Consider the following 273-nt stretch of genomic DNA (forward strand, 5'->3'; position numbering starts at 1 on the left):
CAACAAAATTAAAAATAAGGTAGCAAAGGAGAACGAGTATAGATTCTTTTTTTTTTCTAAACTGTTTTTTGCGGCAAATAATGTCACGCCAGTAAGCGTGACATTGCGTACATAACAGAACCAATGAAGCTAGCATGATTCATCTCATCAATTGACTCATGATATTCCTTATCCGCCAAATGCTTCAGATTATAAGAAATCGTTAGCATCACATAATCAAGACCAATTTCTACCGCGCGTTTAACGGATTGCTCTGTCACGTCAAATAAAGCG

1 pseudogene is annotated in these 273 nt (G+C 36.6%); it reads right to left on the minus strand.

Going from position 1 to position 273, the window contains the following annotated elements:
- Nucleotides 1–83: 83 nt before the first annotated feature.
- A pseudogene (locus H2O73_RS21055) lies at nt 84–273 on the minus strand (hypothetical protein); the annotation flags it as partial.

This window comes from Vibrio marinisediminis, assembly GCF_014050145.1.
Taxonomy (GTDB): Bacteria; Pseudomonadota; Gammaproteobacteria; order Enterobacterales; family Vibrionaceae; genus Vibrio; species Vibrio marinisediminis.